The following is a 24,093-nucleotide window of genomic DNA, read 5'->3' on the forward strand; positions in this document are numbered from 1 at the left end:
AGGCCGTCACCCGGCCCTGAGGGCCGGTTCTTGAACCATATCCACAACACCTCCTATTATGACGACTCGATCTATCTCGTCTTCCTTGGTCGCGCTGGCGCTACCCATATCCTTTGCAGGAACCGCTTATGCTGCATCCTTCACTTATGATGCGGATACTGTCACCACCGGCACCCAGGACGGTGCCGGAAGCGGTTGGAACACCGATGCCGGCAACAGCAACTTCTGGAACGGCTCCGGGAACGTCGTTTGGCCTAACACCACCGCCGACGACATCACCTTCGGCGCGGGCAGTGGTGCCGCGGGCGCCGTGAGCGTGGGCACGGTCAACGCCAACAAGATCACCTTCGGCAGCGCCGGATCCGGGAACTACTCGCTGACGGGTGGCACCATCACGCTGGGAGGCACCACGCCAACCCTGGCGGTGAATAGCGACGCGAGCATCGCTTCGGCGATCGCGGGTACGGCTGGATTCACCAAGACTGGCACGGGCACCCTGACCCTCTCGGGAACGAGCAGCTACACGGGTGCCACCACGATCAACGGCGGCGCCGTGAACTTCAGCACCGGTGGCTCGACCGGCGGTGGGACCCTGGCCCTCGCCACGGCGAGCGGCAACCGGGCGGTGATCAACATGAGCAGCAGCGGGACCCTGACGCAGAATACCACTGTCAATGTGGGTGGCGCCGGGGCCTCGGCCAATGGCGCAGGAGCCATCAACCAGACCGCCGGCACGGTGAACCTGATGAACAATGCCGGCTACCTGCAGCTCGGCTTCGGTGGCTACGGCTCCTATCAGATGTCCGGCGGCACGTTGAATTTCACCAACGCCTCGGGCTTCCGCATCGGTGACCATACCGGCGGGCTCGGCTCCTTCGTCCAAACGGGCGGGACCGTCAATATGACCCGCTACTTGGTGGTTGCTGGCAACCAAGGTACCGCGCCTGTGGCTGCGGCCACGATCAGCGGGGGGACCATCAACGGTGCGACCGGCCAATGGATCATCCTCGGCAACGGCGGCACCGCCGTCGGGACGATGAACGTGGGCACCGCGGCCGGAGGCAACGGCACCGTGGTCTCGCGCCACAGCAATGGCATCACCTTCGCCGACGCAGGCAACGCCACCGGGATCCTCAACCTCAACAGCGGCACGGTGCAATTCAACAGCGGAGTGATCCGCAAGGGCTCTGCCACCGGCACCGGCATCGTCAACCTCAACGGCGGAACGCTGAAGGCCAACGCCGCCGGTCTGACCCTGATCAACAACACGATCAACAGCGCGAACGTCTACAAGGGCGGGTTCACGGTGGATACGCAGACTTTCAGCGCCACGATTTCCGCCAACCTGCTGGCCACCACCGGCAACGGCATCTACGCCGCGGGCGGAACGATCAACCTCGCTGCTCCGGATGGCATGGGTTACATCGGCGCGCCGCTGGTGACCGTTTCGACCAGCGGAACGGGCACTGGCGCCAGTGCAGTGGCAAATGTGGTGAACGGCCAGGTCACCGGCGTGGCGATCACTTGCCCCGGACAAGGCTATGTCGCGGGTGACACCGTGACCTTCAGCTTCGTCGGCGGCGGTGCAACCACCCCGGCCGTGGCTTTCGCCCGGCTGCTGGCGGCGGGCGACCTCGCCGCCAACGGCACGGGCGGGCTGACCAAGCTGGGCAGCGGCACGCTCTTCCTCACGGGTGCCAATACCTTCACCGGCCCCATCTCGGTCACCGGCAATCTGACGACCAACGATCTGTCTCTGGCCAATACCACCCTCAGCATCCACGGCTTCGATCCCCTTCTGCCAGGGCCGATCACGGCAAGCAACAGCCTGACGACCGGCGGCACGGTCCAGGTGCAAATCGATGGCACCTTCAGCCCCGGCAACTCCCCGGTGATCTACTACCCTTCCGGCGGCTCGATCGGCGGCAGCGGCATCAGTGCCCTGCAGCTGCAGACCGGCACGCTGCCACGCGGCGTGGTAGCCTCCTTGGTGGACAACCCCGCCAACTCGTCGGTGGACCTCAATGTCACGGGTTTCAATCCGCTCACCTGGAAGGCCACCACCAGCAAGGTTTGGGACATCAACACGAGCACCAACTGGACCATCGGGGCGGGTGCCCAGAAGTATCTCGACAACGACCTAGTGCTCTTCAACGACAGCGTGGCGGCCGGCAAATCCGACGTGACACTCAACACCACGGTGATTCCGCAGAGTGTGACCTTCGACAACTCGATCCGGCCTTATAGCCTGAGCGGCAGCGGCTCAATCGGCGGCAGCGCGGCAATCACCAAGTCGAACGACGGGCTCCTCAAGCTGCTGACGACGAACACCACGACCGGCACGACCACGGTCAATGGGGGCACCCTGCAACTCAGCGATGGCGTCACCAATGGCAGCATCGCGGGTCCGCTGGTGAACAATGCCACGATGATCCTGGAACCGGCTGGCACTGCGACGCTGGCGGGGAACATCGGCGGCGACAGCGCGGGCATCTTCAGCAAGAATGGCAGCGGCACCCAGGTGCTACTGAGCGCGGCCAATACCTCCGCCGGGACCTTCCAGGTGAACGCGGGCATGCTACAGTTCGGAAACGGAACCACGAACGGCTCGCTCGGCAATGCGGCCTATCAAGTCGCCGCGGGCAGTACGCTGCGTGCAGAGGAGGCCAGCGCTGCCGCCCTGCCATGGGCGGGCATCAGCGGAGGGGGCAGGGTCGAGCTGAACTCCGCGCAAGCGGTGAACGGGTCCGCCGACTGGGGCACGCTCGCCTTGCCAGCCGAATTCACCGGTGTGCTGAAGGTGGAGAATGGCCGGGTGAATGCCAATGGTGGTAGCGCCGCCACCGGCGGTGCCGCCAAGGTGCAAATCCTCTCCGGTGCCCAGTTCCTCGGGTTCGGCAGCACCACTCCCTACACCACGCCAATCGAGATCGCGGGCAGTGGCTGGGGCGAGAATGGCTATCCCGGCGGCCTGCGCCTTGCAGGCGGTGCCACCGCCACTTGGGCAGGCAGTGTGACCCTGACCGCGGACTCCGGCATCATGGCACAACGCGGCACGAACTTCACGGTCAGCGGGCCGATCACCGGTGCCTATGCCTGCGAGTTCTACGCGGGTGACCCGGTGGCAGAAAACGGTGTGCTCACCGTCGCGCCCACCACTCCGGGGCAGAACACCTACGCCGCCACCAAGATCAATGGCCGCCCGGGTGGTGCGATCGTCGCCGGTAGCTCGCAGGCCTTCAGCAGCGGTCCGCTTGAAGTGGCGAATGCCATCCTCAAGCTCGACGGCCATGACCTGAGCTTCGCCAACCTCAGTGGTGCGGGCGGTACGATCGGTAACTACAATGCCGCGACTCCGGCGACCCTGAGCGTGGGCTCCGACAACAGCAGCACCAGCTATGCAGGTGTGCTCCGCGATGGCGCGCTCGCACCGCTGGCACTGACCAAGACCGGCACCGGCACGCTCACGCTGACGGCAGCCAGCAGCCACACCGGAAACACCACTGTAGCCCAAGGCAGGCTGGCGCTTGCCACGCCTTCACTGGGGGATGCCTCCTCAGTCACCATCGCCAACGGTGCGGTGCTCGAACTGAATACCGGTGCGGCCGATACCATCGGCAGCCTGACGCTTGGCACGACCACACTGACATCCGGGGTATTCAACTCCAGCCACCCGATCTACGGCAGCTACTTCTCCGGCACCGGCAGTCTGGTGATCGGCGGGGCTTACGACTCTTGGGCGGAAGCCAAGGGTCTTGATGGCACTCCCGGCAAGGAGAAGGGCGCGACCGATGATCCGGACAAGGACGGCATCGAGAACCTCGCCGAGTTCTACCTGGACGGCAATCCGCTGGCCAGCGACGCCGCGATCCTGCCGGCCGTGACCACTGATGCCAGCTACCTCACGCTGAGCTTCAAGCGCCGCGATGATGCCGAGGGCGATGTGACCACGCAGGCAGTCCAATACGGCTCCAATCCGCCGGCATGGACCACGGTCACGCTGGGCGCGAGCTCTGCCACCGATGCCAACGGAGTGATCGTCACCGTCACCGAGAACGACGCGGCTCCGGATGCGATCACGGTCAAGATCCCGCGAAGCTTGGCCTCGGGCAACAAGCTCTTCGGCCGCTTGAACATCGCCAAGTAAGCGAGGGGCACTTTTCCAGGAGGTCGAAGTCGAGGTCGACAAACGGGAGCGAGGTGACGCAAGTCGCCTCGCTCCTTTGGCTTCCCGACGCCTAGCTCCGCCGCGGCACGTCGGGGAATTCAACCCAAGTCCGGAATCCGCAGCCTCATAGAAAGCCTGTTTCAGCACTCGGTGATCCCGCCTCGCCTGGCATGGTCCCGGTAGGCACGGGGTGTCATGCTCTCCGCGGAGCGGAAAGCGCGGGCGAAATCGCTGCTGCTGCCGAAGCCGCTTTGCTCCGCCACGAGAGTGATCGAGAGCTTGGTTTGCGCGAGTAGTCGACGCGCTTCCGCAAACTGCCGCTGGCGGATGACTTCGCCAGGAGTTTGCCCGGTGGCGGCCACGAAGTACTTGTGGAAGGTCATCTTCGAGACCCGCTGCGTTTCATCCAACAGACGCTCGACGGTCAGACCATAGCAGGCGTGCCGGTTGATGTAGTTCAATGCGCCGGAAATGTCACAAACCTCGGCCAGCTTCAGGCCGGTCGATTGGCGCACGTGCAGATCCACAGCCTCCACTGCCATCGCTTGTTTCTCCGGCATGCGTCCCCGGATCATGCCATCGAGAGCCTTCAAGGCTTCGGAGCCGATGACTTCATTTGCGAACTCCACGCTTGTTAGAGTGGGCGAGCTGGAAAGGCAAAGATCCACGTCATCCGCACTGATCACCGCGACATCCTCCGGCACGCGCAGACCGAGTGCCAGGCAGACCCGCACCAGATAGTTGCCCCCACCATAGCTCACGCTCATCACTCCCGCTGGCTTGGGCAGCTCACGCAGCCAGCGGGCAATACCTTCGGGCACCGGCTCAACCGGGGCATCGACATCCGCCAAAAAAGCGGTGTCCAGCGGCTCGACGTGGGTGGCGAGCCCGGGATTGAGAGGCCTGGCAGCCTCACCGAAAGCTTTTACGAAGCTCTTCTGGGTGCCGGTGTCGCGATCCATGATCAGCATGCCCAGCGAACGTATCCCCTGCTGTCGGAAATGCTGCGCCGCTGTCTCCACCATCCGGTGGAAGCAGCCACCCAACATCACTACCCCGGGCCGTGGCGTGAGGGGCCCGATGTTGACGATCGGCGGCGCGTCCACGAGCCCGCTCATCAAGCCGCTGAATTCTTTGTCATCGAGAATCGTGAGCAGGCCGTCCGGCTTCCAGCGATTGAGCGCGGCGAGTTCGGCCGCCGCCTTGCGGGGCTTGGCGATGTCCGGTGTGACCCGGAAATCCCGGATTACCATCGGCGGATTGAGGTCCGCATAGGAAAGCGCGCCGCGCATCGAGCGATGAACGGAGGCACTGGAGAAAGGAGCGACGAAGCCGATTTTGCGTGGCTGGAGCATCCGCCTCATACCCTTAGACAAAATGTATATTGATTTCAACCAAGCTCTATAGAAAGCGGCGGCCCCTTTCCGGCAGCGTGGTGGCATGGCAAAAGTGCCGGATCCCCTCCCCCTGCAGGATCGAACGAGCGCCCTGAAGGCTGCTCGCCCGATCGTCACGCGGGCAGAAATCGCTGCGACGCTCGGCTACATCCAGCGCCACGCCTGTGACGGGGTGAGTCCCGCCACGGTGGTGAAGGAGACGCAGTCCGTGCCGCTCGGCACCTTCAGCCGCCACTTCCGCGCCGCGACGGGCCTGACCCTGCGTGGAGCGCTCCGCCAGCGCCAAGTGGAGGAAGCGCGCCGCATGCTGCTGCGCACGGAACTCTCACCGCAGTATATCGCCGAATACTGCAGCTTCCGCGATGTGCACGCCGCGGCCCGTGCCTTCCTCGCGGCGGGCTCCGAGGTGCCGCATGCCCTGCTCACGCCCAAAGAGGAAGCCTGAACCACCGCAGAGCCCACTTCCGACTCCAGCCTCACCATCAAGCACCATGACCGCCCGATCCGCCTTCATCACACCGCCGATCACCCCCTTTCCCGGGTAACGAGAAATCTCGCTTTCCAGGAGTGAGAAGAGGGGGGGGAGGCGTTCGGGGGAATAGCCTCCCTCCCACATCTCCGGAGAACTGCCGACAATCCCAAGAAACGGAATCAAGCACCGATCATCGCAACAAACGCACCCGTGCCAATGCTACTACCTTTATCGTAGCAAAGCCGGGGAGCATCGAAACCAGCTTCACTTTACTGCCGGGCTTGCCCGGCACTACCTCGCTTCCGGCTTCCGTGGCGAGGATTCCTCCCCGGGAAATCTCTGGTTCAAATGGCTATCCAAGATCGGGTCAGCGGCCGTGTTGCGGCGTGACCGGATTCCCCGGCCCTTTGTGCCCATGACTTGCCTCCGCTTCCTGGGGGTCCCGGGTTGGCATCCTTCGCTCCGCTCCACCGGATGAGTTCTTCCACGCCATCCTGACATGAATGGAGAAACCATCCACTTGATCGACGACGACTCAGGCCTGCGCAACGCCCTATCCCGCCTGCTGCGCTTGCATGGCTACGAGGTGCGTGCCTTCGCCAATGCGACGGAGTTCCTGAACAATTGCCACTCGCACGAAATCGGCTGCCTGCTGCTGGATGTCTCGCTGCCCGGTCTCAGTGGACTGGAACTGCAACGGCAACTGGTCCGCTCCCGCGTGACGGCCCCGATCGTTTTCCTCACCGGACATGCCGACGTCCCTACGACCGTGCGCGCGGTCAAGGCGGGCGCGATCGATTTCCTCACCAAGCCGGTGGAGACTTCCGACCTGCTGCAGGCGGTGCGCAACGCGCTGGCCTATGGTGCCTCCGTCCGTGCAGAACGGGGGGAAACCTTGCGGCTCGCCGCGCTCTTCCGCCAGCTCACCCCTCGCGAGCGGGAGGTGCTGGAAGGCGTGGTGGCGGGCAAGCCCAACAAGATCATCGCGGATGAACTCGGCATCGGCGAACAGACGGTGAAGGTCCATCGGGGACGGATGATGGAGAAGATGCAGACGGATTCCCTGGCGGATTTGATCCGGATGGTCCAGCGGCTCAGGCGCGAGGAGCCGGACTGCTACCGGCCGCCGATGGCCTCCTGATCTTCCTTACCAGGTGCCAGGATCCATTCCGTAGAACTTTACCAGCTCTGCGTAGATCTCAGGCTCTTCACGTTTCAGGCCCTTGGACCGCTCGAAAAAGGTCTCGGTGGCCACGGCGAAAAACTCGGCGGGATTCTCCGCGCCGTAGTCATCCATGACGGTGCGCTTGCCCGCATTGACCCGCTCGCAGAACTGATCGTAGGCGGGCAGGAAGGCGCGGGACCACTTGCCGTAGTCGCTGGCCTCCTCAAGCTCGGGCACACCGTCCGCAGCGCCGTCTTCTTGGTCGATCTGGTGGGCGAACTCGTGGAGCACCACGTTCAGGCCGTCTTCGGGATTGAGATCGCCTTGCTTCACCGACTGCCACGCCAGCACGACGCTGCCCGTGCCCCAGGATTCGCCGAGGTTCACGCCCTCTTCGCCCCACTCGTTCTTCACGGTGAAGGCATCCGGATAAACCAAGATGCTACGAAGCCTCTCGTAGTAGTCCTGCGGGCGGCGGGCGATGAGCAGGCAAGCCGGGGCGGCGATGGCCAACTGCATCTCCTCGGTGACGCGCTCCAGGCCGCCGCAAGCCTCGAAGGATTTCTCGGCGAGGAAGACCTGCATCCAGCCTTCCGTCTCCATGCGGATCTCCTGCGGGATTTCCTCCCAAAGCGGGAAATACTCGATCACAATGCCTCGCTGGCGTTCGTCCAAACGTTGCGCGCGCAGACGGCTGCGCTGATCCCCAATCCGCTTGGAGTGCAGGAAGACCACCAGCGCCACGATGGCAATGCCGGCAAGCAGGAGCCACAAGCCGGCGTTCATTTGCACGACTCGGACTTGCGGATGACCCACCACACCACCAAGCCGCCGGTGACCAAGCCGCCGAAGAGGATCAGCCAGAAGAGCCCCTGTGTGAAGGAGGGGATGGCCACATTCATGCCGAAGATCCCGCCGATCGCCGCGAGTGGCAGGAAGAAGCCGGCGAGCAGGTTCAGGCGGAAAGCGGTCACGTTCAGCTTCTCCGCCGCCTCCTGCTGCTGCTCGCTGCGCTCCGCCATCCAGAATTCCATGGTCAGACGGGCGTCGTGATTGAGCTGCTCCGCGGCGCGCTCCAGCTCCCGGGCGCGGTCACGGTAGGAGCGGAGCTCGCGGTTGTCTTCGTCGTGCTGCAAGGTCTGCTCGATCGCCAGCGCGAGGTTGCGCGAGGCACGGGACAGCGGACCCGAAATACGCGCCAGGGCGAAGATGCCCGCCGCGGTGTCCACCGCCTCGACCAGCTCTTCCTGCTCGTCGATGTATTTGGTATAGCGGTCGAGCAAGTCGCCGAGTCGTTTGAGGCCGCGCCCGCCGCTGTAGTCCATCCAGACCTCATCCTGCCGCCGCCAGAAGATCAGCGGCTCGCGCTCGGGCACGCCGGCCTTCGGCACCTCGTGCACCACCAGCAAGAGTTCATCGCGGCCGACGACGCAGCGCTGGTTGCCCGGGCGGTTGCTCAGCTGGTCGAGAATCTCCTCCTCCGGGTCGAAGCTGGAGGGCAGGTAGGGAAAGTCGGAGCACTTCGACATGGCGGGGGCCAGTGGAAATCTTCTATCTCAAATCTGAAATCTCAAATTTCGCGGCAGCGATGCTTGCCCGCTCAGCGCCGGTTCCATGCCACCAGTTCGTCGTAGCGGATTCCACTACCTCCGAAAAGGTCGAGCGCGGAACCGACCGTCAGGTCGACCTTCCCGCCGGACAGTTCCGAAACGAGCTCCACGTCCGCCATGGTGGCGGCGCCGCCCGCGTAGGTGACAGGAGCGTCACCCCAGTTCCCGAGCATGGTCACGAGTTCGGCATCGACGCCGCGGCAAAGGCCCTCGACATCCGCGGCGTGGATCAGGAATTCGGCACAGGATGGAGCCAGCAGGTCCAAGGTCGCGGGCGTGAGATCGAGGTCCGTGAGAGTCTGCCAGCGGTCCATCGCCACGGTCCAGCCGCGCTCGGTGCGGCGGCAGGAGAGATCGATGACGAGACGCTCCGGCCCCACCGTTGCGACGAGTTCGCGCAGGCGTTCGGGGGAAAATTTCGCGCCCTCGAAGAGCCAGGAAGTGACAATCACCTGCGAGGCACCGGCAGCGAGCCATTCCGCGGCATTGCCAGCATGGATGCCGCCGCCGATCTGCATGCCGCCGGGCCAGGCGGCGAGCGCTTCCTTGGCGGCCTCGTCATTGCCCGGGCCGAGCTTGATAATGTGCCCGCCGGTCAGCACGTCGGCGCGGAATTTCGCGGCGAACTCCCCTGCCCCGGCGCTGGCGACGAAATTCTCGCGCGGGCCGGGGCCATCGTCACGCAGCGTGCCGCCGACGATTTGCTTCACCTTGCCCTGGTGGAGGTCGATGCAGGGGCGGAACTTGGTCATGGCCGCGGGAGAGTCCGCGCTGGCGGCCACTAGTCAAGGACAGGAAGCTTCCCGGCTAGCTGGGATTGTGGATCGCGGCGGCGTGGCCGCGCTTCTCGTCGATAAAGCAGGTCAGCACCAAGCCGATCACGATCAAGCCCGCGAGCAGCAACAGCGCCTGCGGGCTGCCGCTCTTGTCCTTCACCCAAGCGAAGGGATAGGTCATGACCGCGGCCAGCTTGATCATGAGGCCCCAGATGCCGAACATCTCGGCGGATTTCTCCGGCGGGGAGAGATAGCCAACGAAGGCACGGTTCGCGGAACCCAGCGAGCCCAGACCGAAGCCCAGGAGGTTTCCGATCACCCACAGCGGCCACTTCGCGAAATCGGCATCCTTCCCGCCTGCATCAACGAAGGCATCGTGACGGTGGGCGTAGTACGCGAAGCCGACCGAGGCGAGGATCCAGACCAAGGCGAGCACAACCGAGGTGAAGCGGTGGCCGAGGCGGTCCTGGCAGAGCATCGGCAGGAAGGTGCCAAGGATCCCGGAGATTGTGATGATCGCCATGAAGATCACCAAGTCCACCTGGGTGAAGCCGTATTCGGAGGCGAGCTTGCTCGCGAAGGAGACGACCACATTCGTCCCGGTGGCGAAGAAGAAGGATGCAACCATGAGGATCGCCAGATCCCGGAAGCTGCGCAGATGCTTGCAGGTTTCCATCAGACGCACATAGCCGGCGGCGATCAGGTTCTTGCCGCTATGGGGCTCGGTATCGATCTCCGGCTCACGCAGCCACAGCAAAGTGGGCACCGTGAAGGCCAGGAACCACAGTCCTGCCATCATAAAGAAGGGCCGCCATTGCGCGACTTCCTCGACCTTGAAAACCTTCATGCTGACAGCCGTGACCGCGAGGAGAAAGAGCGCCGCGAAATAGGCGAGGCCCCAAGAGAAAGCACTGACGCGCCCGACTTCGTTTTGCCGCGCCAAGGTCGGCAGGAAGCTGGCGAGGAAGTTCTCGCCGATCGCGAAGGCGAAGTTCGCGGGCATGTAGAGCAGGAGCGCGAGCCAGACCTGCCCGGGCTGCAGGAAGTAAAGGCCGCAGGTACAGACGCTGCAGATCACTCCGGTGACAATCAGGCCGGCCTTCTTGCAACGCCGTTCATCCGCCACGGCGCCGACGAGTGGCGAGACGAAGGCGGCCACCAGCATGCTGCCCGCAAAGGCGATCGCCCAGAGCTGGTTCTCCATCGCCTTGTCGGTAACGATGATCTTCCCGAAGAAGATCGAGAAGAGCATGGTATTGACGATCAGCGTGAAGGACTGGTTCGCCACATCATAGGAGATCCAGGACCAAATCTGCTTCTGCTGGGGAAGTCCTTTGAGCGGATAGAGATTCATGGCGGGGCCTAACGGCGCGGCCATGCTCGCCGGAATCCGGGGCAATGCAATGCCGGGTTGCTGGTGTTGAGGAAGGGCTGGGGGGAGATTCGCCGAGGGAATTGCATTGCGATCCTCGGCGGACTCTCGCCCAGCCGTTCCGCTACGTGGGGAGGGCGCGCCGATGGAGGCCGCCTGTCCATAACAGCAAGAACGCCAAAGGATGCAGGAAGGCCATGGCCAGGAACCAGGGGCCGTAACCCTTCCCGGCCACGGCATCGAGCAGCGGCCCGACGACGCCTTGAACCGCCTGATCCAGAAAGCCAGGGGGCTTGGTGGAGGGCCCGGCGACCATGGTGGCGACCAGCAGGTTCATCGCGATGCCGCCCAAGGTGCTGCCCGCCGCGACAATGCCGAAGGCGGTCCCGAGCGAATGCTTGGGCACCAAATCCACCACCAGCGCGCTGATATTGATCAGCCAGGCGAGTGCCGCGAAGACGGCGCAGACAGTAAGCGTCAGGGCCGTGGGCAAGCCACCAGCCTGCGCAATCAGCGGTGAAAGCGGCATGATTGTCGCGCAACCCAGCATGACCCGCAGCCGGGCGCTCACCGGCGAGATCCCCTTCTTCACCAGCCAGCCGGAGAGCCAGCCACCCGCCAAGGATCCGGCACCTGCCGCGGCGTAAACCTGCCAGGTGACGGTCAGCTCGGCCTGTACTAGACCGCGCTCACTGCTCAGGTATTTGGCAAACCAGAACTGATAGAAGTACCATACCGGATCGGTCAGCAGCCGCCCCAGCAGCAAGAGCCAGACCGGTGGATAGGCCAGCACCCGCCCCCAGGACCAAGGCGGCTTCCCTTCCCCAACGGAAGCCTCGCCGTCCTCAATCAGGCTCAGTTCCCCGGCCGTCAGCAGCGCGCTCTCGCGCGGCTTGCAGTAGAGCAGCAGCCAAGGAAGCAGCCAGACGAAGCCCGCGAGGCCGGTGACCAGGAAGGCGATGCGCCACCCCGTGCCCGTCTCGAACCATGCCAGTGCGGCCGGAAACTCCGCAGCGTAGTCGAACTTCGCCAGCGGGATGGCGATGTGCGGCGCCAGCACCGCGCCCACCATCGCGCCCATGGTGTAGAGCCCGATCGCCAGCGCGCGTTCACGCGAGGGAAACCACTCCGAGACCGCCTTGGATGCAGCAGGCCAGACACCAGCCTCGCCCAGGCCTAACAGAAAGCGGCAAGCTCCCATCGAGCGCAGGCCCTGCACCCACGCGGTCGCCATATTCGCCAGCGACCACCAGATGACGAAAGCGGCGGTTCCCGCACGCGTGCCAAGCCGGTCCACCAGCTTGCCGGAAACCAGGTAGGCGAAGGTGTAGGCCAGCAGGAAAAGGTTCACGACGTTCGCATAGTCGCGCTCATCCATTCCCAAGTCCGCCTGCACCGTCGGCGCGAGTGCCGACAAGGTTTGCCGATCGACGTAGTTGAGCACCGCCGCCAGGAACACCAGCACGACGATCCACCAACGCAGTCCCCGAATCTTCATGCTCACGGAATGTCCGAGCCTCGCGCGTCGAACTCCAGATAGGCAAGGCTGATGCACCAGGCCGCGCCATAGTTCACCCAGCCTTCCGCATGCCGGTAGCTGCCCTCCGGATTGAAGGGATACATCTCCGTGCCCGGCATCGAGTCCAGCGAAGCACGGCAGAGCTCCAGGCGCGCGCAGACATTCTTGTGGAAGGGTTGCGGCCAAGTGCGCTCGATGCCGGTGAACCCGTCGCTCTTGCCCGCCGCAGCGGCCAGGCGCGGATTGCGGCCGAAGAGCGCATCGGCATGCGATACCGCGAGCTGCTGCATGCGTTGCTTGAGCGCGGGATCTCCGGCCACCCAGGAGGCGGCGAGGAAGATCGCCGGTGCCGCGGCGCTATTGCCCGCATCATTGAGCTTCGGAATCGTCCAGTTCTCCTCCAGATCGTAGCGCCGGAAGTCCCACATGTTGTTAGACCGCGATGCGGCGACTTCGGCCCAGGCGCGAATCTTCTCGCGTAGGCCCGGCGGTGCTTCCTGCGGATAGTGGCGCAGCAACCAGACGAGATTGGGAATCGTGCGGTGCTCGCTCATGCGCTGCCCCTTGGTGGTGCGCGGATCGGACCAATCGAGCTTCTCGACGCACCACGCAGCTTCGGCCAGCGCCGCCTTCAGGTAGCGTTGCGGATCGGCCAGGCCATCGCGCTTCGCCACCTCATGCATCAGCAGGTTCGGCACGATCGAGTGCCCCGGCGCATGGCGGCCCTTGTAGGGATGAAGCAGCCCGCCGGTGGGATTCTTCTCCAGAAGCTGCGCCGGAGTCAGGTAGGTCGCCGGGTCCCACCACTTGTCCACTTCCAGCGACTTCGCCCAGTTCGCCTCGCAGAAATTACGACACTTCTCATAGAAGGAGCGCGGCAACCACTTCTCCAACTGCGGCCAGGCCCAGACCACGTAGGCGATCTGCTCGACTGTCTGGGAGTGGATCTGCTGTGGATCGGGATCGCCACTCGGGTCTTTGGTCGCGGGATGGCAGAGGTAGTAGCCCGCGCCCCAGTGGATCAGCTTGACCACATCGGGAGCCTCCGCCGCGGGGGGCTCGAACTCGGTGTAATATTTCCGCACCGCATCCATCACGCCCTCGCTGCAGGGATTGTTGGAATCGAACTTGAACTCCGGGGCCAGCACCCGGCGCTTGTCCGCTTCCCAATCGATCTGCCGCGGCATGACGGCGATGCGCCCGGGGTCCGCGCGGTAGAGCAGCACCAAGGCGGGCAGGATCGCATCGTAATAAGTCCCGTCACGCCACGGACAGCCGCCGTAGGCACTGGGATGGGTCCCGGTCACGCTGCGGGAATCGATCAGGAAGTCCACCGCCGGCTGCCAGAAGCGATCCTGCCAGAAGTCCGCCTCGATCAAAAACGGATCACTGGTCCCCGCCTTCAGGTCTCCGCCGCTGAGTTCGATCCGGAACTCGCCGCCCGCTGGTGGCCGCAATTCCGAAAAATCGCCGATCCCGCCTTGGACCGCGCCGTGGAAGATCTCCACCCCGCTCCCATCCCGCACCCCGAAGACCGAGCCATCCGGACTCAGCGGCGCGGTGAAGCGCTTGGGCCTCCCGCTCTCATACCCCACCTGATTCAGCGCGAGGACATGGATATCGCGGGCCAGTGGAGCGGCCCCGGAAGGCTCCGTCGCGATGGCCGAAATCATCACGAATGGCAGGCTCATTCCGCTGCGGAGCAAGCCCCGGATCCCGCTGCGGGGGCGCATTATCGCGGATTTATCAGACACATCACTCGCGCTTTTATATAATTTAATTTCCATTTTAAGCATCTCACCATGCAACGGATGTTTGACACATGGGAATCGTATCTTTCTCTTAGGCGTTTACATTAGGGAAGTTCTGGCAATGCTCGCGGGCCGTGAAGTCCTCCTACCTGCATATCGGGTTGATGCTCGATCCACTCAGCGGCTACGGCAGTAAGATCCTCGACGGGATCAGCCGCTATGTGCAGCGGAAACCGAACTGGCGGATGGCATTTTTTGACCGAGAACGGAAGGAACTCGCCGAGCTGGTGGAGACCTGGCAGGGCGACGCGATCATCTGCACGGTGGTGGATCCGCGCTTCCGCGAGGCCGCGGCGAACCGGAAGGACATTCCCGTGATCAATGTGGCCGGCCTGATGGACGAAACCCAGGTCTGCAGCGTGCTGAGCGACGACCACGCGATCGGCCGCTTGGCCGCGGAGCACCTGATCAGCCGTGGCTTCAAGGACTTCGCCTTCGTCCGCAAGCGGGACGGCACCCGCTATTCGCAGGATCGCGGTGCCGGTTTCCAAGCGCGGGTCGAGGAAGCGGGCTTCAAGGTTACGAACATCAATCTCTCGGCCAATCACAGCGATGACGAATTGATCGAAAAACTTGCCGGCCTGCCCCGCCCGCTCGGCGTTTTCGCCGCGCTGGACCGGATCGCTGGCATGGTGCTCGAGGCCTGTTGGAAGGCAGACTTCAAGGTGCCGGAGGAGATCGCGCTGGTGGGTGCGGGAAATCACACCCAACTCTGCGAGCTGAGTTCCCCCACTCTTTCAAGTGTCGAGACGGATATGGAGCGGCGCGGCTACGAGGCGGCGGCTCTGCTCGACCGAATCCTCTCCGGCGAGGAACGCCCGACGGAGCCGGTGCGGATCGCTCCAGCGCATGTCGTGGAGCGCCGCTCGACCGATGTCTTCGCCTTCGACGATGCCGATGTGGTCGCAGCCCTGCGCTTCATCCGTGAGAATTCCGACTGCACCATCAAGGTCCGCGACGTGGTCGCAGCCACCACGATCTCCCGACGCTCCCTCGAAGGGCGCTTCAATGCCCTGATCGGCCGGACTCTCCACGACGAGATTTGGCGCGCTCACTTCGACTTGGCGATGCGCCTGCTCTCCTCCTCGGACCTGTCGCTGCAGGACGTCGCGGAGCGCTCCGGTTTCCGGACCGCCAGCGCGCTGGTGAATCTCTTCCGCCAGCGGCTCGGCGTGACTCCGAAGGAATTCCGAGTCAGCAACCGGCGCTAAGGGCGCGAAAATGCGGAGAAAGGAGGGCCGAGTCCGGCCGGTATTCTAGCTTTGGTCCTGAAAGACCAAGAGCGTGAGCCGTCATCCCCCCCGGAACTTCGACTCACGCTCTTTCTGGTTTTAAGCTAAACGTCCTGGTCGTCTGGTCGGCTGAAGTCCCCCCGGAATTCAGGATCGAACAAAATGACGAGCCGCTTGGTTCGGCTGGCACCGAGGTCTGCGTTGGCAAGCCATCGGTCCGGGGAGAATGCCTTCCGAAGTGGCATTGGCGAGGACTAAATCGCTGAATAACACGGAAACTTATGCCCACTTATTCGCAATTCCCACAAAACATCCGTTTCATGGGAATGGAAATGTGAGCTGTTTGCCGATAAGTGCCTGGAAGGAGTACTGGCGGCGCTCAAAAAGTGCCTCTGCGGCAACTTTCTTGCTCTTCCGAGCGCGTTCCATCACTCGACGTAGCGCTTGAGCATGGTCGCCACTTCACGCAGTTGCTTGGCGCTTTTGCCGGTCGGCCCCATGTCCTCCAAGCAGTGCTCGAGATGCTCCAGCACGATCTTCTCCGCCAAGGACTTGATGGCCTTGCGGGCGGACACCAGCTGGTTGAGTACCTCGCCACACTCGTAGTCACCGCCGACCGTCTTCTCGATCGCCTGGAGCTGGCCGATGATTTTCCGCAAGCGGAGCTGCAGGGCCCGCCGATCGGCTTCCGGATCCTCGGGTGAGTGTGACATCGCTGCGGAGCCTGCCCCGGATGCGCTTTCCCGGCAATTGAACATTGCAAGAAAGAAAGGGGGTAGGGAGTATCCCCCATATGGATCTGCGCGAGATTTTGCTGCACGGCGGGGCATCGGCATGGCTGTACATTCCGGTGGCCATCCTGTTAGGAGCCCTCCACGGGCTGGAGCCCGGCCACTCGAAAACGATGATGGCGGCCTTCATCATCGCGATCCGCGGTACGATTGCGCAGGCGGTGCTGCTAGGCCTGTCGGCCGCGCTGTCGCACTCGCTGGTGATCTGGGCTCTGGCAGCACTGGCCTTGCGCTTCGGGAATCAGTGGAACGCGGAGACCACCGAGCCGATCTTCCAGCTCATTTCCGCTGCGGTGATCCTGGCGATGGCGGCATGGATGTTCCGGCGCATCCGGCTGGATGCAAAGGCTGAGCATGAGCACCACCACGGCCACCACGATCATCATGGCCACGATCACGGGCATGGCGATGACCATCACCACCATGATGGAGAGAGCCACGAGCACCCTGCGGAGATTGGCGCGGGCCGGCACATCCACACCGGGCACGGCACCATTCAAGTGGGCATCTTCGAGGACGGGATTCCGCCGGTGTTCCGGCTGCGCTTTTCCGAGCGCGGGAAGACCTTCATGCCCGAGGCCAAGACGGTGGCTTTGCGGCTGACGCGACCGCAAGGGCATATCGAAGACTACGGCTTCACCCAGCGCGATGGTTTCCTCGAATCAACCGCGACGATTCCGGAGCCGCATGCCTTCCAAGTTCTATTGAGCGTCTCCCACGGTGATCACTCACACAGCTACAAGCTGCCCTTCAGCGAAGAAGATCATGGGCATGGTCACGAACACGGGCACGGGCATGGCCACCATCATCACGATCATGATCATGGCGACGAGGAGTTCCAAGACGCCCATGAAGCGGCGCATGCCGCTGATATCGAGCGGCGCTTCGCCAATCGTCAGGTGACCACGGGACAGATCGTGCTCTTCGGCCTGACGGGCGGGCTCATGCCCTGCCCTGCCGCGCTGACCGTGCTGGTGGTGTGCTTGCAGTTGAAGAAGTACTCCTTGGGCTTCGCGCTGGTAGCGGCATTCAGCATCGGACTTGCCCTGATCATGGTGACGGTCGGCGTGATCGCAGCCCTCGGCGTGCGCCACGCGGAGAAGAAGATGAAAGGCTTCAACAAGCTGATGCGCCGGGCACCATACGCCTCTTGCGTGGTGCTCGTGCTGATCGCCGCCTACATGGCATGGCATGGGTGGACGGGCCTCGCCAAGTGAACTGGCTCAGCTGTCCTTCTTCCCGATCAGATCCTCGATGCTGTGCTGCAGCCGGTTCAGCAGTTCGTCATCAGCCACCTTTTTCCCGTCGGAGGTCGTCACGTAGAAGGTATCCATCGCCGCGCCCTTCTCGGTGGAGATGCGGGCATTGGCGGTGTTGAGGCCGTGGGTATTGATCGCGTGGAAGAGATCGTGCAGCAGGCCGATGCGGTCGACCGCCTGGATCTCGATGGCAGTGCAAGCCGGATGCAGGTCGTTCGAGACATAGGCACGCACCGGGAAAGCCATGCCGTGGTCGTCCTTGGGGCGCAGGAGGTTCGGCTTCCGCCGGAAATAGCGCGCGTGCTCGTATTTCTCTAACAAGCCCACCTCCCGCAGCGTCGTCGACAAGCGCTTGCGCAGCGAGAGGTCCGACACCGGCTCGAAGTTCGTGGTGCAGACGCGGAAGATGTCCAGCACCACCGCGTCACTGCGGGTGAAGAAGTCAGCCGAGAGAATGTTCAGTTCCTCCGAGGCCAGCGCGCAGCAGATCTTCTCTAACAGGAGCGGCCGGTCGTGGGTGGCGATCACCAGCTCGGTGTAGCCCTTCTCCGGCATGTCCACCCACTGCAGCGAGCAATCGAAGACATCCTCATCCTTCTTCGGCTCCAGCTTGAGCACCGCCTTCACGTGGGCAGCCACGGAGGCAGCCTCGCGGAAGCGGAAGTAGGAGTCCGGCATGCGCTTGAAATGCTCGTCCACCGCGGGCTGGTCCTCTTCCTTGAGGGCCGCCTTGACTTGCTCCTTGAGGTCTTTCTTCTCCGAGCGGATCGAAGCGGCATAGCGCTCGCGTCCTTCCTTGAGGAAGGTCCGCGTGCTGGAGTGGAGCTGAAGCATCAGGGTCTCCTTCCAGCTCGACCAGGTCTCGGTGTTGGTGCCGTTGGAGTCCGCGTAGCTGAAGAGCAGCAGCAAATCGAGCCGCTCCTTGGTTTTCACGATCCGCGCAAACTCCGCGACCACATCCGGATCCTCGATGTTCCGGGTGGTGGCGAAGCGCCAGAAAGTCAGGTGGTGGTCCACCAGATACATTATCACCGCGCGGCGCGGACCGTGGACCTGCAAGCGATTGCAGAGGCGCGCGGCCAGCATTGCTGAGCCATCGGTGTGCTCGCGCACGTTCTCGGCGCGGCCGGTATCGTGCAGGATCAGCGCAAGATAGAGCGCGTAGGGATCCTCGGCCTCGTGCAAGAGCCGACGATAGATCTCCTTCCGCGGATCCTCGGTCCCGACCAGAGCATCCAACTCCTCAATGCAGCGCAACGTGTGCTCATCCGCGGTGTAGCGATGGAAGAACTCGTGCTGCACTAGGCAGTCCAGCGCGCCGAACTCCGGCAAGTAGCGGCCGAGAAACCCGACGCGGTGCATCTGCCGCAGAGTCCGGGAGACATCGCCCTTGCGCTCGAGGATCGCCTGGAAGGTCTCGCGGTTCGTCTTCGAATAACGGAAGGGACGGTCGACGGCCTCGCGATGCGCCTTGATCAGGCGGCGCATCGGCGGGCTGAGCCGCAGGTTCCGCAGCTGGGTGTGCTGGAACATCCGCATCATGCGGTTCGGATCCTCATCGAAGATCTCGTTGTTCAGGGGATAGATCCGGTTCTGGCGGGAGATGAAGCCATCGAACTCCTCGCGCTTCTTGCGACCCAGGGTGAGGAAGGACTTCAGGCCTCCCCGGTCCTCCTGCTCCTCCTGCTCGATTTCGAAGCTCTCCATCAGCGAGTTGGTGTGCTGATAGAGGCTGCGGGTGTGCCGGTAGTAGTCCCGCATGAATTCCTCGGTGCGGCGCAGGATGCTGCGCTGGGGATAGCGGAAATTCGTCGCGACCACCCCTTGCAGGCGCAGCGTGAGCTGATCGCTCCCCCGCCCTGCCTGGTAGTGGAGCTCATTGCGGACGCGGTGCAGGAAGTCGTAGGCGGCTTCGATCCGCCGCAGCGCGGTGGCGGTCAGCAGCTTGTCGTCCACCAGATCGTGGAGGTCGGTACTGCCGCGCTTCACCCGGGCCACCCAGCGGATGTTGTGATAGTCGCGCATCCCGCCGCAGCCCTCCTTCACATTCGGCTCCTGGAGGAAGACGGTCTTGGAAAATTTCTGGTGGCGCGTGCGCAGGTCCTGGCGGCGCAGGTCGAAGAAGGCTTCTTGGCCCTTCTTGACGCAGTCCTTGTCGAAGCGGGTCTGGAACTCGGCGAAGAGCTTCTTGTCGCCAGCGATCATCCGCGCGTCGATCATCGCCGTCTTGTTCTGCGGGTCGGCCTTCGATTGCTCGATGCACTCGGCCACCGAGCGGCAGGCATGGCCGACCTTGAAGCCGACATCCCACATCAGGTAGAGGATCTCCTGGACCAGCGCCGAGAGGTCCTCCGGCAGCTTGTTCGAGGCCCGCGGCAGCAGGAACAGCAGGTCGATGTCCGAGCCCGGATTGAGCGTGCCGCGGCCGTAGCCGCCGATGGCGACCAGAGCCAGCACCGGTGCCTCTTTGCGTTTGGACAGGGCGAGGTCGAAGAGCGAGCGCAGGACGACATCCAGCAACTCGGACCGCGAACCTGCGATTTCCAAGCCCCCGGCACCGGCGCGGTGGCGCAGCTTGATCCGGTGCTCCTCGATCTTGAGGAAACGGCGGTAGAGGGCGATGCGTTCGGCCGGCGAGAGGTGGCCTTGCACGGCGGGCTTGAGCGCCGTTTTCGCGTGGGCCTGCAGGGTCTTCAGGTGGGTGGACATCCGCTGCGTGCAGGGTGCGCGTATTTTCGCAGGGGTCAAGGCGCGGGGCAGAACTTGTGAACAAGCTGTGCGTAATTCCCCGCGCGGCCCGCAAACCGTTAGGAATCAGCGGCAGTCCTGTGAACAAGCCCGTTTTCCGCGGTGGACAAGTCCGGGCCCGGGCCTCACAAGCCGCGGCATGAAGAAGACCTTTCCCCTCACGGTTCCCGACCGCCAGCCCAAGACGGTGCTCGATGGGATCAAGAATGAGCTCCGCAGGTACCTGAAGCGCGAGCGCCGCAAGGCCCTGCCGGAGGGCGTCGACTTCTGGGACTTCGACTGCAAGGTCGGCAAGGGCCATGCTGCGCCTGAAGCCAAGCACCCCGGCGACGTTGAGCTCGCGATCGAGGATGCCCAGCGGGAAGGAGCCGCATCCGTTTACGTGGAGATCCTCTCCAAGCCGGGGCACCGCGCGAAGAAGGATGGAGCTGCCGGGACGGACTGAGCCTCAGGTCGCCCGCGCGGTCGCCTCGATCAGATCCCCGAGCACCGCCATCGCTTCGCGCTTTTGGGGATCCAGGCCGCTCGGCCATGAGAGGGCTTTGCCTTTCTCTCCCGGCTCAGGTGCCTCCTCGTCCGCCTTCCGGAGGGCTGCTCCATTTGCCAGCTCCGCCAGCTTGAGCGGAAAGATTTCCAGATGCTGGCGGTCGGCTTCCACGATCCCGGCAAAACGTCCCTGGCGTTCCTCCTCGCGTTGCTGGGCGATGGCCTTGTTTTCCTCGGTCTCCTTCCGGCGCTCCTCCAGGTTGAGGTTCACCCGGTTCGCCGCGATGAGCTTCTCCAACCGCAGCGCATCCTGCCGGAAGTAGCCGAGGTCCCGTGATGCCGCCACCCGGGCTGCGCTCTTCTCCGCCAGCTTTGGAGTGAAGAGCCGGTTCCGGTCCAGCGGCTTGAATCCGGGCGCGGGCTCGATCCGGTCCTGCTGGAGAGCGAAGGGCAGATCGCTCTCACCGCCGTCGCGGGCACTATCTGGCCCTGGCACCACGATGTCAGGAATCACCCCGCGGTTCTGGGTTGAGACTCCCGAGGGCCGGTAAAACTTCTGCACCGTGAGCCGCAGGCCACCCGCTCCCTTGCGACCGGCGAAGAAGGGCATCTTCTCGCCGAGGTCTTTGATCACTTGGACCGTGCCCTTGCCAAAAGTAGCGTGATCTCCCACCACCACGGCCCGGTTGTCGTCCTGGAGCGCGGCGGCGAAGATCTCGCTGGCGGAGGCGCTGCCGCGATCGGTCAGAACGACCATTGGCCCAGCGTAAAGCGGCTCCTTGGCCCTGGACTCCAAGACCACGGTTTCACCCAAGCCGTCCTTCACCTGAACCACCGGTGCCGGGCGGGTGAAGAAGCCGGTCATCCGCTGGACCTCGCCAAGCGAGCCGCCACCGTTGCCGCGCAGGTCGATCAACAAGCCATCGATCCTCTCGCTCTTCAGGCGGGTCAACAGCCGCTCGACATCCACGGAGCAGGCGGTCTGGTTTTTTTCAAAGTCGCGGTAGAAGGATGGCAGGGTGATGAGCCCGAGCTTGCGCTCAACTCCGTCCTCCTTCACCCGGATGAGCTGTGCGCTGGCTTGGCTGGCCTCGACCGCGACCGTGCCGCGGAAGAGGGAGACGGAAGCAACACCGGCTGCTCCAGAAGCGGGCTCAACACTCAGGGTCAGGGGGGTGCCCGGGATGCCTCGGATTAACTCGGAGACGCGGCTGACGCCCATGAACAGGATATCCACCTTCTCTCGCGGCCCCTCGCCATCGGGATCAATGGCAATCACGCGGTCACCGGCTTGCAGACCACCCTGCTGATCTGCCGGGCCATGCCGGACCAGATTGCGGATCCGGGTCGCGCCATCCGCCTCGGTTTGGAGCATCACGCCGATGCCGTTGATCTCGTTGCGCATGTCCTCGTTGAAGAGTTCGACCTCGCGCTCGCTCATGTAGTCCGAGTGAGGATCGAAGGATTGGGCCACGGCGCTCAGGAAGGTGGCGGCAAGCTTCGCGGGCTCGCTGTCCTCCTTGGCATCGGCCAGCACCCGGCGGTAACGGGTGCTGAGTTTCTCCGCGGGACTTTGAGCATCGGCGGCACCCTCGCGGCGCAGGATCTCCGCCAGCAAGGCAGCCTTTACCTGCAGGTTCCAGATCTCCATCGCCTGCGCCTCGTCCTGTGGCCACGCGGCCTCCTTGCGAGTCGCCGGGATCGTCTCGGCCATGGTGAAGTTGAAGTCCGGCGTTGCCAAAAGCTTGGCAGCCTCCTCCACCCGGGCCGTGACCCGCTGGACCCAGGTACGCGAGATATCGTTGGCCGCAGTCATGCACCCGCCCTTCAGCAATAGGTCATCGAGCGAGTCGCCGTAAGCCTTCTCGAAGCGGTCGATATCCTGGCGAGTGAAATAGACTTTCGCCGGATCAAGTGCCTTCAGGTAGCACTCAAGAAAGCGGCCACTCATCTCCGAGAATGGCTGCCGCGAGAAGTGCCCGTTCTGCAGCACGATCGCCATCCACTTGCCGACGTCATTGAAGTCCGCCTGTCCCGCCGGGGCGGGTGTTAGAGAAAGGACCAGTGCGGCGAGAATGCGGGAACGCAGAGTCATATGGAATACGGCTGGGGTCTGAAGTTCTCCGTCCCGAAGGGACGACTTATAACAGCCCGACACGGAGTGCCGGGGATAGGCAGCCACAATCAACGCGTCCTGTAGGGATGCCTCATGGGGGGCGGCGTCTTACCTGCGATTGCCGCGCTCAAAACCAAGACGACCTTGCTCAGGCCGAAAACCGGTCCGGAGCCGAGAGGTCGTATTTGAAAACCACCTCAATCCTCGGATCGGGAAATTCGATCTCTGAATCGTCCGGCGGTGTGACGCGTAAATTCCGTGGCGGCACCGCAAAACGGCTCGCGGTTTCGCGATCGAAGCCCGGCTCTTGGCTCGGCTCGGCAATGCCATCCACCGGCGCGAGCAGGGCTGCCGGAACCTCTGCGGTCGGAACTTCCGTTCGGGCGGCAACCGCTTTCGGCTCTTGCGAAGGCAGGCCGATCGCCACGGCCGCGACGATCGAGGCGGCAAGAGCCGCGGTCTGCAGCGGCCGGGCCGCAAAGAGCGCACGAAGCCAAAGGAACTTGTGCATGGGCGGCGGGATGATTCTTGGCAGCCGCTCCAGAAGGATCTCCGGCACCGGACTCGCGGCATGCGCCGGCAGACAGAGCGCCAGCAAGGCCGCCGAGGTCGCGATCCCGCGCCGCTCCAGCAGCACCCGCATCTTCTCCATCGCCCGCTTCAGGCGCATGCGCACGGCATCCTCGGTCATGCCAAGGGTCCGGGCCATCGAGCCATGAGAGCTACCGGTGAAAAAGCGGGAGAGAATCAGCTCACGGTCACGCGCGGGCAACTGCCCGATCACCTCATCGATCACCGGCGAGATCCGGTCCCAACGGGAATCATCGCCTGCGCTCGCGCCATCGGCAAAGGCCGCCGCGACCGTCTCACGTTGGCGGCGCCGCTCTTCAGCCCGGACGAGATCGATCGCCGCCGAGCGGCTCACCCGGTGCAGCCAGGCATTCAGGGAAACCCCGCCCGGCAAGCGTCTCAGCGCGGCCAGCTTGATCAGCACCGTCTGCGCGACATCCTCTGCCAGATCCGGGGCCTGCGTGATCCGCAGCGCCACCGAGTAGATCAGCCCCAGGTGGGCCGCCGCCAATGACGCAAAGGCCCGCTGGTCCCGGGTCGCCAGAAACTGCTCCAGCAGTTCGGAATGATTCCCGGGGGCCCTCGAAATGATCTTCATTGT

General features: G+C 63.8%; 17 protein-coding genes. 6 read left to right on the forward strand and 11 right to left on the reverse strand.

Annotated features, from left to right (window positions below; translation table 11 throughout):
- The first annotated feature begins 58 nt into the window (after window positions 1–58).
- The gene (locus tag BV071_RS07800; RefSeq protein ID WP_081885861.1) at window positions 59–4,147 is read left to right on the forward strand and encodes an autotransporter-associated beta strand repeat-containing protein; all 4,089 of its coding nucleotides are present in this window, start codon (window positions 59–61) and stop codon (window positions 4,145–4,147) included.
- A gap of 161 nt (window positions 4,148–4,308) precedes the next feature.
- On the opposite strand, the gene BV071_RS07805 is transcribed toward BV071_RS07800, so the two are convergent.
- Window positions 4,309–5,523: a substrate-binding domain-containing protein gene (locus BV071_RS07805; protein ID WP_035604556.1), complete on the reverse strand. Its 1,215-nt coding sequence runs from the start codon at window positions 5,521–5,523 to the stop codon at window positions 4,309–4,311.
- Between the two features lie 94 nt (window positions 5,524–5,617).
- Between BV071_RS07805 and BV071_RS07810 the strand changes: the two genes are divergently transcribed.
- On the forward strand, window positions 5,618–6,010 hold the full coding sequence (locus tag BV071_RS07810; RefSeq protein ID WP_265594196.1) for an AraC family transcriptional regulator: 393 nt from the start codon (window positions 5,618–5,620) through the stop codon (window positions 6,008–6,010).
- A 526-nt stretch (window positions 6,011–6,536) separates the two neighbouring features.
- The gene (locus BV071_RS07815; protein WP_035604560.1) at window positions 6,537–7,178 is read left to right on the forward strand and encodes a response regulator; all 642 of its coding nucleotides are present in this window, start codon (window positions 6,537–6,539) and stop codon (window positions 7,176–7,178) included.
- Window positions 7,179–7,184: 6 nt separating this feature from the next.
- Here BV071_RS07815 and BV071_RS07820 read toward each other — a convergent pair whose 3' ends face one another.
- The 6 genes from BV071_RS07820 to BV071_RS07845 all read right to left on the reverse strand — a co-directional run bounded on the left by BV071_RS07820 (window position 7,185) and on the right by BV071_RS07845 (window position 14,170).
- A complete protein-coding gene (locus BV071_RS07820) occupies window positions 7,185–7,988 on the reverse strand; it encodes a M90 family metallopeptidase (RefSeq protein ID WP_035604562.1) in 804 nt (267 codons plus the stop codon).
- A complete protein-coding gene (locus BV071_RS07825; RefSeq protein ID WP_035604565.1) occupies window positions 7,985–8,731 on the reverse strand; it encodes a CorA family divalent cation transporter in 747 nt (248 codons plus the stop codon). Before BV071_RS07825 ends, BV071_RS07820 begins: the two co-directional genes overlap by 4 nt.
- A gap of 71 nt (window positions 8,732–8,802) precedes the next feature.
- Entirely contained in the window at window positions 8,803–9,564 is a 762-nt protein-coding gene (gene hisA, locus BV071_RS07830) for a phosphoribosylformimino-5-aminoimidazole carboxamide ribotide isomerase (RefSeq protein ID WP_035604679.1), read from the reverse strand.
- 55 nt (window positions 9,565–9,619) lie between these two features.
- Window positions 9,620–10,966: an MFS transporter gene (locus tag BV071_RS07835; RefSeq protein ID WP_265594197.1), complete on the reverse strand. Its 1,347-nt coding sequence runs from the start codon at window positions 10,964–10,966 to the stop codon at window positions 9,620–9,622.
- Between the two features lie 118 nt (window positions 10,967–11,084).
- Window positions 11,085–12,458 carry an MFS transporter gene (locus tag BV071_RS07840; RefSeq protein WP_035604571.1) on the reverse strand — a complete coding sequence of 458 codons (1,374 nt, stop codon included), beginning with the start codon at window positions 12,456–12,458 and terminating at the stop codon, window positions 11,085–11,087.
- A 2-nt stretch (window positions 12,459–12,460) separates the two neighbouring features.
- Entirely contained in the window at window positions 12,461–14,170 is a 1,710-nt protein-coding gene (locus tag BV071_RS07845; RefSeq protein WP_265594198.1) for a hypothetical protein, read from the reverse strand.
- Window positions 14,171–14,364: 194 nt separating this feature from the next.
- Here BV071_RS07845 and BV071_RS07850 point away from each other — a divergent pair, with 194 nt between their 5' ends.
- The gene (locus tag BV071_RS07850; RefSeq protein WP_035604574.1) at window positions 14,365–15,501 is read left to right on the forward strand and encodes a DNA-binding transcriptional regulator; all 1,137 of its coding nucleotides are present in this window, start codon (window positions 14,365–14,367) and stop codon (window positions 15,499–15,501) included.
- Window positions 15,502–15,950: 449 nt separating this feature from the next.
- Here BV071_RS07850 and BV071_RS07855 read toward each other — a convergent pair whose 3' ends face one another.
- Window positions 15,951–16,235, reverse strand: a complete 285-nt coding sequence (locus BV071_RS07855) for a metal-sensitive transcriptional regulator (RefSeq protein ID WP_035604575.1) — start codon at window positions 16,233–16,235, stop codon at window positions 15,951–15,953.
- 80 nt (window positions 16,236–16,315) lie between these two features.
- Between BV071_RS07855 and BV071_RS07860 the strand changes: the two genes are divergently transcribed.
- Window positions 16,316–17,530 (forward strand): nickel/cobalt efflux transporter, encoded by a 1,215-nt coding sequence (locus tag BV071_RS07860; RefSeq protein WP_035604577.1) that lies wholly within the window; start codon window positions 16,316–16,318, stop codon window positions 17,528–17,530.
- A gap of 6 nt (window positions 17,531–17,536) precedes the next feature.
- Here the strand turns inward: BV071_RS07860 and glnD are convergent, their stop codons facing one another.
- Window positions 17,537–20,281: a [protein-PII] uridylyltransferase gene (gene glnD / locus BV071_RS07865; RefSeq protein WP_035604580.1), complete on the reverse strand. Its 2,745-nt coding sequence runs from the start codon at window positions 20,279–20,281 to the stop codon at window positions 17,537–17,539.
- Between the two features lie 178 nt (window positions 20,282–20,459).
- On the opposite strand from glnD, the gene BV071_RS07870 reads away from it, so the two are divergent.
- A complete protein-coding gene (locus tag BV071_RS07870) occupies window positions 20,460–20,765 on the forward strand; it encodes a DUF6172 family protein (protein WP_035604583.1) in 306 nt (101 codons plus the stop codon).
- A gap of 3 nt (window positions 20,766–20,768) precedes the next feature.
- On the opposite strand, the gene BV071_RS07875 is transcribed toward BV071_RS07870, so the two are convergent.
- Window positions 20,769–22,901 carry a carboxy terminal-processing peptidase gene (locus BV071_RS07875; RefSeq protein ID WP_035604586.1) on the reverse strand — a complete coding sequence of 711 codons (2,133 nt, stop codon included), beginning with the start codon at window positions 22,899–22,901 and terminating at the stop codon, window positions 20,769–20,771.
- Window positions 22,902–23,070: 169 nt separating this feature from the next.
- Entirely contained in the window at window positions 23,071–24,090 is a 1,020-nt protein-coding gene (locus BV071_RS32655; protein ID WP_052573035.1) for a sigma-70 family RNA polymerase sigma factor, read from the reverse strand.
- Window positions 24,091–24,093 lie beyond the last annotated feature (3 nt).

It is taken from the genome of Haloferula sp. BvORR071 (assembly GCF_000739615.1).
Classification (GTDB): domain Bacteria; phylum Verrucomicrobiota; class Verrucomicrobiia; order Verrucomicrobiales; family Akkermansiaceae; genus Haloferula.